This is a genomic window from Candidatus Goldiibacteriota bacterium, from assembly GCA_016937715.1.
In the GTDB taxonomy this organism is placed as follows: domain Bacteria; phylum Oederibacteriota; class PGYV01; order PGYV01; family PGYV01; genus PGYV01.
On record JAFGWA010000093.1, the window covers coordinates 1 to 9,204 of the forward strand.

At 37.1% G+C, this 9,204-nt stretch carries 6 protein-coding genes; all 6 read left to right on the plus strand.

Going from position 1 to position 9,204, the window contains the following annotated elements; all coding sequences use genetic code 11:
- The first annotated feature begins 242 nt into the window (after nt 1–242).
- Nucleotides 243–3,029, plus strand: a complete 2,787-nt coding sequence (locus JXR81_09670; GenBank protein ID MBN2755109.1) for a DEAD/DEAH box helicase family protein — start codon at nt 243–245, stop codon at nt 3,027–3,029.
- Entirely contained in the window at nt 3,029–4,594 is a 1,566-nt protein-coding gene (locus JXR81_09675; GenBank protein MBN2755110.1) for an N-6 DNA methylase, read from the plus strand. The genes JXR81_09670 and JXR81_09675 overlap by 1 nt, the downstream gene beginning before the upstream one ends.
- Nucleotides 4,591–5,793 carry a restriction endonuclease subunit S gene (locus JXR81_09680; GenBank protein ID MBN2755111.1) on the plus strand — a complete coding sequence of 401 codons (1,203 nt, stop codon included), beginning with the start codon at nt 4,591–4,593 and terminating at the stop codon, nt 5,791–5,793. Before JXR81_09675 ends, JXR81_09680 begins: the two co-directional genes overlap by 4 nt.
- A 951-nt stretch (nt 5,794–6,744) precedes the next feature.
- The gene (locus tag JXR81_09685; protein ID MBN2755112.1) at nt 6,745–7,164 is read left to right on the plus strand and encodes a GIY-YIG nuclease family protein; all 420 of its coding nucleotides are present in this window, start codon (nt 6,745–6,747) and stop codon (nt 7,162–7,164) included.
- Entirely contained in the window at nt 7,165–7,953 is a 789-nt protein-coding gene (locus JXR81_09690) for a zinc ribbon domain-containing protein (protein ID MBN2755113.1), read from the plus strand.
- Nucleotides 7,954–8,120: 167 nt separating this feature from the next.
- The gene (tcmP, locus tag JXR81_09695; protein ID MBN2755114.1) at nt 8,121–9,047 is read left to right on the plus strand and encodes a three-Cys-motif partner protein TcmP; all 927 of its coding nucleotides are present in this window, start codon (nt 8,121–8,123) and stop codon (nt 9,045–9,047) included.
- The last annotated feature ends 157 nt before the right edge of the window (nt 9,048–9,204 follow it).

The following is a 9,204-nucleotide window of genomic DNA, read 5'->3' on the forward strand; positions in this document are numbered from 1 at the left end:
AATTGCGGTAATTGGGATTTTGCAGATACAAAGACAAATTAAATTTCGTGGATTGAAGACCCCCGTATACCAAAATGGAATAAAATGCGGCGATCGGGAAAGGCTTGCACATGTCAAATTCTACCATCCAAACGCCCGCTTTTATCTTTCCGCTGCCATAATAAATGAGATTCAAAATTGTAATATTTTTATCAGTGTGTTACAGTATAAATATAAAAAGGGAACAAAGGGAAAACACTAAATTGAGCACAGAAAATCAGACGCGTAAAGAGCTTATAGACAGGCAAATAAACGAAGCCGGATGGGATGTAAACAACCCAACCCAGGTTCAAACCGAATTTGATATAACAATCCCGGATATGGTCACCGAAACTCCCGCGCCTTATGGCGGGCATCAGTTCAGCGATTACGTGCTTTTAGGTAAAAACGCCTTGCCTGTTGCGGTTATTGAAGCAAAGAAAACGTCAAAAGACGCGTCTATAGGGCGCGAGCAGGCGAAACAATACTGCGAAAATATTCAAAAACAGTATGGCGGAAGCCTGCCTTTCTGTTTTTATACAAACGGCCTTGAGATTTATTTTTGGGACATAGGAAATTACCCTCCAAGAAAAGTATATGGATACCCGACCCGCGATGATTTAGAGCGCATGGCGCATATCAGGGAATATAAAAAACACCTTGCCGATGAAATGATAAACACCAATATTGCGGGCAGGGATTATCAGATACGCTCTATCAGGGCGGTTATGGAAGGCATACAGAAAAAACAAAGGAACTTTCTGCTTGTAATGGCAACAGGCACAGGCAAGACAAGGACCTGCATAGCGCTGGTTGACGCGCTTATGAAATCCGGATGGGTGGAACGGACATTATTTCTGGTGGACAGAATCGCGCTGCAGGAGCAGGCTTTGCATGCTTTTAAGGAACATCTGCCAAACGAACCCCGCTGGCCAAAGACAGGGGAGCGTGAAATATCAAAAGACAGGCGCGTTTATGTAAGCACTTATCAGACCATGATTAACATAATAAGGGAAAAGCAGCTTTCACCGCACTTTTTTGACCTTGTGGTAATAGACGAAAGCCACCGTTCCATATACAACACATACGGAGAAGTGATTGAATACTTTAAAGCCATTAACATAGGCTTAACAGCCACGCCGACAGACGCCATAGACCATAATACGTTTAAACTGTTTAACTGCGAAGACGGGCTGCCTACATTTGCATACACCTACGAAGAAGCGGTTAATAATAACCCGCCGTATTTATGTGATTTTGAAGTTATGAAAATACATACCAGGTTTCAGGATGACGGTATAAGCAAAAGGACAATTTCCCTTGATGACCAGATGCGCCTGATGGCAGAGGGCAAAGAAATAGAAGAAATTAATTACGAAGGCACAGAACTTGAAAAAACAGTTATTAATAAAGGCACAAACTCCCTTATAGTAAGGCAGTTTATGGAAGAATGCATAAAGGATAAAAGCGGCGTGCTGCCCGGTAAGACAATATTCTTTTGCGCTTCAATGTCGCATGCCCGCAGGATGGAACAGATAATTGACGCGATGTATCCGGAGCACAAGGGAGAACTTGCAAAAGTAATAGTATCAGATGACCCGCGCGTATACGGCAAAGGCGGGCTTTTAGACCAGTTTAAAAATAATGATATGCCAAGAATAGCCCTAAGTGTGGATATGCTGGACACTGGTATAGATATAAGAGAGCTTGTAAATTTAGTTTTTGCCAAACCGGTATTTTCATACACCAAATTCTGGCAGATGATAGGCCGCGGCACAAGGCTGCTTGAACAGGATAAAATGAAGCCGTGGTGCACCCAAAAAGACAAATTCCTTATCCTTGACTGCTGGGATAACTTTGAATATTTTAAGATAAACCCAAAAGGCAAATCCATAGCTCAGCAGATACCGCTTCCTGTGCGCTTTGCGGGGATAAGAATAGATAAGATTGCAAAGGCGATAGAAAAAGGGTATGCGGATATATCTGTAAAAGAAGTTATAAAATTAAGGCAAAAGATAAATGAACTGCCTGAAAACTCCATAATAATAAAAGAAGCGGCTACAGAGCTTAATAAAATATCAGATGATAATTTCTGGGTAAAGCTGACGCCTGAAAAACTGGGTTTTTTAAAGAATTCAATTATGCCGCTGTTTCGGACGGTTTCGCAGGTTGATTTTAAATCCATGCGTTTTGAAAAAGACCTGCTTGAAGCGTCGCTTGCCAGGCTGTCCGGTGAAGAAGAAAAATACGAAGCTTTAAAAGACAGTATTACAGAAATTATAAGCGAGCTTCCGCTGTCTGTTAATATTGTGGCAAAACACAAAGAACTGATTGAAAAAACACAGTCTAATAACTTTTGGGCGGCGGCAACAGATGGTGATTTTGATGAAGTGGCGGAAAAGCTGTCCGCTCTTATGAAGTTTAGGGACGGGCAGATAAATACAACAGGCCCGGAAAAGTTTGATTTAAAAGATGAAGTGGCGGTCAAGGAAATGGTTGAATTCGGGCCAAAACACGAAGCCGTAAGCGTAAGCAGGTATAAAGAAATGGTGGAAAAGCTTATAAATCAGCTGACTGAAACAAATCCGATACTTCAGAAAATTAAAGAAGGCAGGGAAGTTTCGGCAAAGGAAGCTGAAATACTTGCACAAACGCTTCATAACGAACACCCGCATATAACGGAAGAACTGCTTAAAAGTGTATACAGAAACCGCAAGGCAAAACTTCTGCAGTTTATAAGGCATATATTGGGGCTTGAAAAACTGGATACTTTTTCCAATACGGTTTCAATGGCGTTTGATACCTTTATAAAAAATCATACTTATTTAAGTGTTGCCCAGCTGCAGTTTCTGGATGTATTAAAGAATTTCATACTTGAAAAAGAAACACTGCAAAAGCGCGACCTTATAGAAGCGCCTTTTACAATACTGCATCCGCAGGGTATAAGGGGCGTGTTTCAGCCCTCTGAAATAGACGAAATAGTTGAATTCACAAAAGGATTGGTGAACTGATGTTACAGAACAGCCCTGCAATAAAGAGTAAGATTGACCAGTTATGGGATAAATTCTGGAGCGGCGGAATATCCAACCCGCTTACAGCCATAGAGCAGATTACGTATTTATTATTTATGAAGCGCCTTGATGATTTGGACCTTAAAAATATCGCTGACGCTAAATTTGCCGGTGATGAATATAAATCTAAATTCGCGGGTAAATTTACAATACCCGGAACAGACGCCAAAGTGGATAAGCAGACCCTGCGGTGGAGCCATTTTAAACACATGCAGGCCGAAGAAATGTTAAATCATGTTCAGCAGAAGGTGTTTCCGTTTTTAAAACAGTTAAACGGGGATGAAAGCCCGTTTACTCATCACATGAAAAACGCGGTTTTTATAATCCCAAAGCCTTCACTGCTTACAGAAGCGATTTCTACAATAGATGATATTTTTCTTGAAATAGAAAAAGACGCAAAACAGGGCGGGCAGGCTTTTCAGGACATACAGGGCGATGTATATGAATTATTACTAAGCGAAATAGCATCAGCGGGTAAAAACGGGCAGTTCAGGACACCCAGGCACATAATAAAATTAATAGCAGAGCTTGTAGCTCCGCAGCTTGGCAATATGATAGCAGATCCTGCCTGCGGCACAGGCGGATTTTTACTTGGCGCGTATCAGTACATGGTGACGCAGCTGGATAAAAACAAAGCCAAACTTAAACCCGATGAAGACGGGTTTATAAGAAATTCGGTTTCCAGCCTGCTTACAAAAAAGGTAAGTAAAATCTTAAATGACAGTTTATACGGCTACGACATAGACGTAACAATGGTGCGTCTTGGGCTTATGAACCTTATGATGCACGGCATAGACAACCCGCATATTGACTACAAAGACACACTAAGCAAAAGTTTTATGGAATCCAATAAGTATCAGATAATAATGGCAAACCCGCCGTTTACAGGCAGTATAGACAAAGGCGACATAAACGAAAGCCTGCAACTTAAAACCACAAAGACAGAACTATTGTTTGTGGAAAATATATATAACCTGCTTAAAACAGGCGGAACAGCCGGCGTTATTGTTCCTCAGGGGGTCTTGTTCGGCTCCGGCGGTGCATTTGTAGATGCCCGCAAAATATTGATAGATAAATGCGAATTAAAAGCGGTTATTACTATGCCAAGCGGGGTATTTAAACCATACGCGGGTGTCAGTACGGCAATTTTAGTATTTACTAAAGGCGGGGAAACAGAAAAAGTATGGTTCTATAATATGGAATCAGACGGTTACAGCCTGGACGACAAAAGAACAAAGCAGGACGGAAACGGGGATTTGCAGGACATAGTAAAGCAGTTTAAAGAAAGGCACAGCAAAAAGAAAAACGATAAAAAGACAAAGTGCTTTTTTGTGGATAGAAAGGACATTGTTAAAGAAGGTTATGACCTGTCTATGAGTAAGTACAAAGAGGATGTGTACGAAGAAGTAAAGTACGAAAAACCGGCAGTTATACTTAAAAGATTAAAGGCGATGGAGAAAGAGATAGAGAAGGGGTTGGAGGAATTGGAGAAGATGGTTAAATGAAGTGGCAAACTAAAGAATTACCTGAAGTTGTTTTTTTTCAGGAAGGTCCTGGAGTAAGAAAATGGCAGTTTAAAGAAACTGGTATAAAATTAATTAATGGGGGAAACATTAATGAAGGCTTAATTGATTTATCATCTACCAAAATATATATTTCCGAAGAAGAGGCATACGGCAAATATAAGCATTTTATGATTGATGAAGGCGATTTAGTAATTGCAAGTTCGGGCGTACTTGTTGATAATTTTCACAATAAAATAGCATTTATTGAAAAAAAGCATTTACCGCTATGTATGAATACAAGCACAATAAGATTCAAAACCCTTGATAAAAAAACATTAAATATGAATTATTTCAGATTTTTCTTAAAAACCAATATCTTTAAATCGCAAATTAGAAAGTTAATTACAGGTTCTGCTCAGTTGAATTTTGGTCCGAGTCATTTAAAAAAAATTAAAATTCCATTACCGCCAATTGCAGAACAAATCCGTATCGCTGATGTCCTTTCCCGCGCAGAATCGCTGATAGCAAAACGCAAAGAGACAATTAAAATGCTTGATGAGTATTTAAAGAGCGTATTTTTGGACATGTTCGGCGATCCGCAAAGTAATGAAATAAAATTCAACTTAAAAAGAATTTCAGACGTTTGTAAGGAAATTGTTGATTGTGTTAATAAAACAGCCCCAAATGAAGAAGAAAAAACACCATATATAATGGTAAGAACTTCAAATATAAGGAATGGAACAATTTCACTTGAAAACATTAAATATGTAAATGAAAAGACATATAAAATTTGGACAAGGCGCTCGGTGCCATTAAAAAATGATATTTTATTTACAAGAGAAGCTCCTTTGGGCGAAGTTGGCATTATTGACTTCAATGATAATATATTCTTGGGACAAAGAATTATGTGCTATAGATTTGATACCAATAAAGCAAATCCTATTTTCATGCTATATTTTATGCAGACAAGATATTTTAAAAACCAAATTGCAAAACTCGGGAAAGGATCAACGGTAAAGCATTTATCAGTGCCTGATTGTTATAAAATAAAGGTATTTGTTCCGGAAATAGAAATGCAAAATAATTTTTGTAATATTGTAAACAAGGTAGAAATATTAAAGTCGTTTTGCAATAAATATTTATTAGAAAGCATAATCTTGCAGAATACTTTAAACAACCTGATTTTTAATATTTGTTAAAAGTAAAAATAAGTCGGGTGTCATACATAGCTTATAGCAGATATATTTTTAAAATATTTAGGCCACATCTTTAAGTAACTGCTAACTTTTAATACACGTATTGAGGTCGGGTAAAAATTGGTGTGAATGAAAAAACTAAAGGGAATATGTAATAATATCAGGATCGAACCTTGAGGTTAGACCTGATAAAAAGAAATCATTATCGGGTCTTTATGACGTACGGACCGAACCTTTAGTAACAGTTTAGAAATTAGAAAGAACGACATAGGGGACGGGTCGAGCGTTTAGCGTTGTTAATAAAAAATACTAGTGGATGCTAATAGATCTACATTAATCAATGAAAGGATTAAAAAAAAATTTAACTGTATATTTTTGTGGACAACAAAGTATACATAGTGTATACTTTGTATACAATACAAATGATCTTTAAAGTTTATTATTTAAAAATGTGGTCGGCGGTGATAGTACCCGCCGGTTCATTTTACTCACACTTTAGCGGCTTGGCCACCCTCCCTAATGGCCTCATAATAATTATAATGGAGGATGCGAGCCATGTCCTCTAAAGGAGGCGAGTAAAAATGAAGCGTAAAAGTATTAAACAGGCATCATCGGATAACGGTGGTGTCGAAATCTTCTGTCGCTACATTACCAGGAATGGGAAAAGGATTTACCCTAAAAGGGCTAAGTTCTTTCACTTCTGGGTAAAAGACAAGAAGGCCGCCTAAAAAGCGGTACGCCGATCACTAAAGATAAAAAGAAATGTTCATCTAAAGCAGGTGCTTTAGTGGGTTCGGACGAATACAAGACGTAATTATTCTTAAGGCGGGGCAAGTCGATAAATTTTACGACGACCAGATAGATCTGACGGCAGCAAAGATTCTTATTCATAAAGAATATTTGCGTAGTTATTTATAAATGCGCTATTAAAAATTACTTTTCGGGAGGTTAGTAATGAGACAAAAATTTAGCGTTAATTTTGACGGATATTGGCCTGAGGCGGGTAAAGACAGTATCCCGGATAAATCAGGTGTGTATTGTATTTATTCCGCTGGTTTGGAAAATGGGAAATTACAATCCTTAAAAAAGCTGATTTACATAGGGGAGTCCGGGGATGGTGAAGGACGATTAAAAAATCATGAAAAATGGCCTGATTGGAAAAGCTATTTGAACGAAGAACAAAAAATTTATATCTCATTTGCTCAAGTTCCTTCGGCGGATAGAGAGAGAATAGAAGCCGCGTTAATATACAAACACAAACCACCAGAAAATATAGAACACGTTGATAATTTTAATTTTGATGATACGGATATTGAGTTAACAGGTACGGTAACTCTTTTGACATCATCTTTTTCTGTGAAAAGGACCACTTAGATGATCTGTCAAGCCTGCAAAGAAGAAATTAAAGATGGAGCGGTCAAGTGCAAATATTGTGGCTCGTCGTTAAATGAAAAGGGTCAAATCTTAAATATAGAAAAACAATTGCAACTATTTAAAATTGTTAAAAATGAAACTGAATATAGACAAAACGCCTTAACGAGAAAAGATGATAAGGCCAGTAAGTATATGGTTTTATTGACGATAGTATTCGCTTTGGAATCATTTTTTGCAAAATGGGCGATTGATACTCATCTGATAAATAGCATTACATATACTGTTTTGTTGGTTTTTATTTCTCTTAGTGTGCTGGCGTTTGCGGTAACACTTTTTTCTTTTTTGAATATTTTAAAAGGTGTTCCAATTAAAATGATAAAGTTCGATGATAAAGAAATGCAAATAGCCAACGAAAGTAATTTTTTTGATTACTTGGCAAGACTAAATGATTGGATGAAAACGGAATTCGTTCAAACGAAAGAACAGTCGGTTTTAAAAGATAAAAGGTTAAAACTTGTGCACTTTATGATGAATATTACACTAAGCTTGGCGATAATAGTTATTATAATGTCTTTAATTGTATTTGTTCGAAATAATTCACCAAAAGGAGGTGACTTTAAAATGGCAGATAATAATGCACCGATATCCGCGCCAGTTCAGAATGTTGTTCAAACGGCTCCGACAACTCCTGTGCAAGCGGTAGAAGCAACTCCTACAGTAATAGCACAACCGGTAAACAGTGATGTACATATGTTTAGCGAAAACAATGAAGGAAAAGAGAACAGGTAGTATCAAAGAGCAAAGAATAAGTAGAGGACGGTAAATTTTTTTCATAAGAGGCTATTTGATACGTTTTTTAAAAACTGATTAATCAATTAAAAGATTTTACATTTGGGGCAGGTGCTTTTAGTGGGTATAGACAAATACAAGATATAATTATTCTTAAAGGGGGGCAAGTGGATAAATTTTATGACGACCAGACGGACCTGACGGCAGCAAAGATTCTTATTTATAAAGAATATTTGCGCAGTTATTTGCCAAAAGTACTAATGCAATATGGTAAGTGTTATATAGCGGACCTTTTTTGTGGTTGTGGTAAAAATGGATTAAAAGACGGTAGTCCGCTTGTTCTTTTGCAGGTAGCTAACGAGATACTTAATGATAAAGTGATAAAAAACAAAAGACCGAATGCGAAAATAGTGATAGTGTTTAATGATGTGGATAAATCCTGTTGCGATAATCTTAAGACTTATTTAGATAAAGAGCCTAAGAATTCACAGATAGAAATAATTGGACCTTTATGCGAACAATTTGACTCAATAAAAAACAGGGCTTTGTATTATTTTAAAGATAAAAAAGAACCTAAGTTTATTTTTCTGGATCCTTTTACATATACCAGCATTGGAATGAAAGATATAGATGCGTTTATGTCTTTGCCTACTGCGGAAGTACTACTTTTTCTTCCGGTTTTCTTTTCCTATAGATTTGTAAGTTGTGCGGATGATTACGGCAAACTTAAAAATTTTATAGAAGATTTTACGGATAAAGGTTGTGTAGAGTATGATGATATTTATGATTTTAATAATTCGATAAGCGAAAAAATGAAAAGTACTTTAAAAACACAATATGTTAGAGCTATTTGTCTGGATGGCGGTGCTCGCAAAAATGCCTTGTTCTATATTACAAGGCATGTTAGTGGAATGTCTTTGATGAATAGTATTGTTTGGAAATACGCTGAAGATGGAGAAAAAGTAAAGGCGATACGCAGCAAAGAAGATTGTTTGTTTGATATTTCGCAATATTCTGTTTTTGTTAAGAAATTCAAAGAGACCCTTCTAGAGCATCTTAAAAAAATAGAAAGATTAGTAACATTCAGCTTATAGGGCTTATAGCACAATGCGGTATTACAGCTAAACCAGTAGAAGCATTCTTGAAAGAAATGAAGGATAAAGGTTATAATGGCTTAGTTTTTTAAGACTAAATTTTGAGCTTTTTAAGGTGGGTTTCCTGTAGTAAAATCTAAGGGACCCAGGAGGTTCA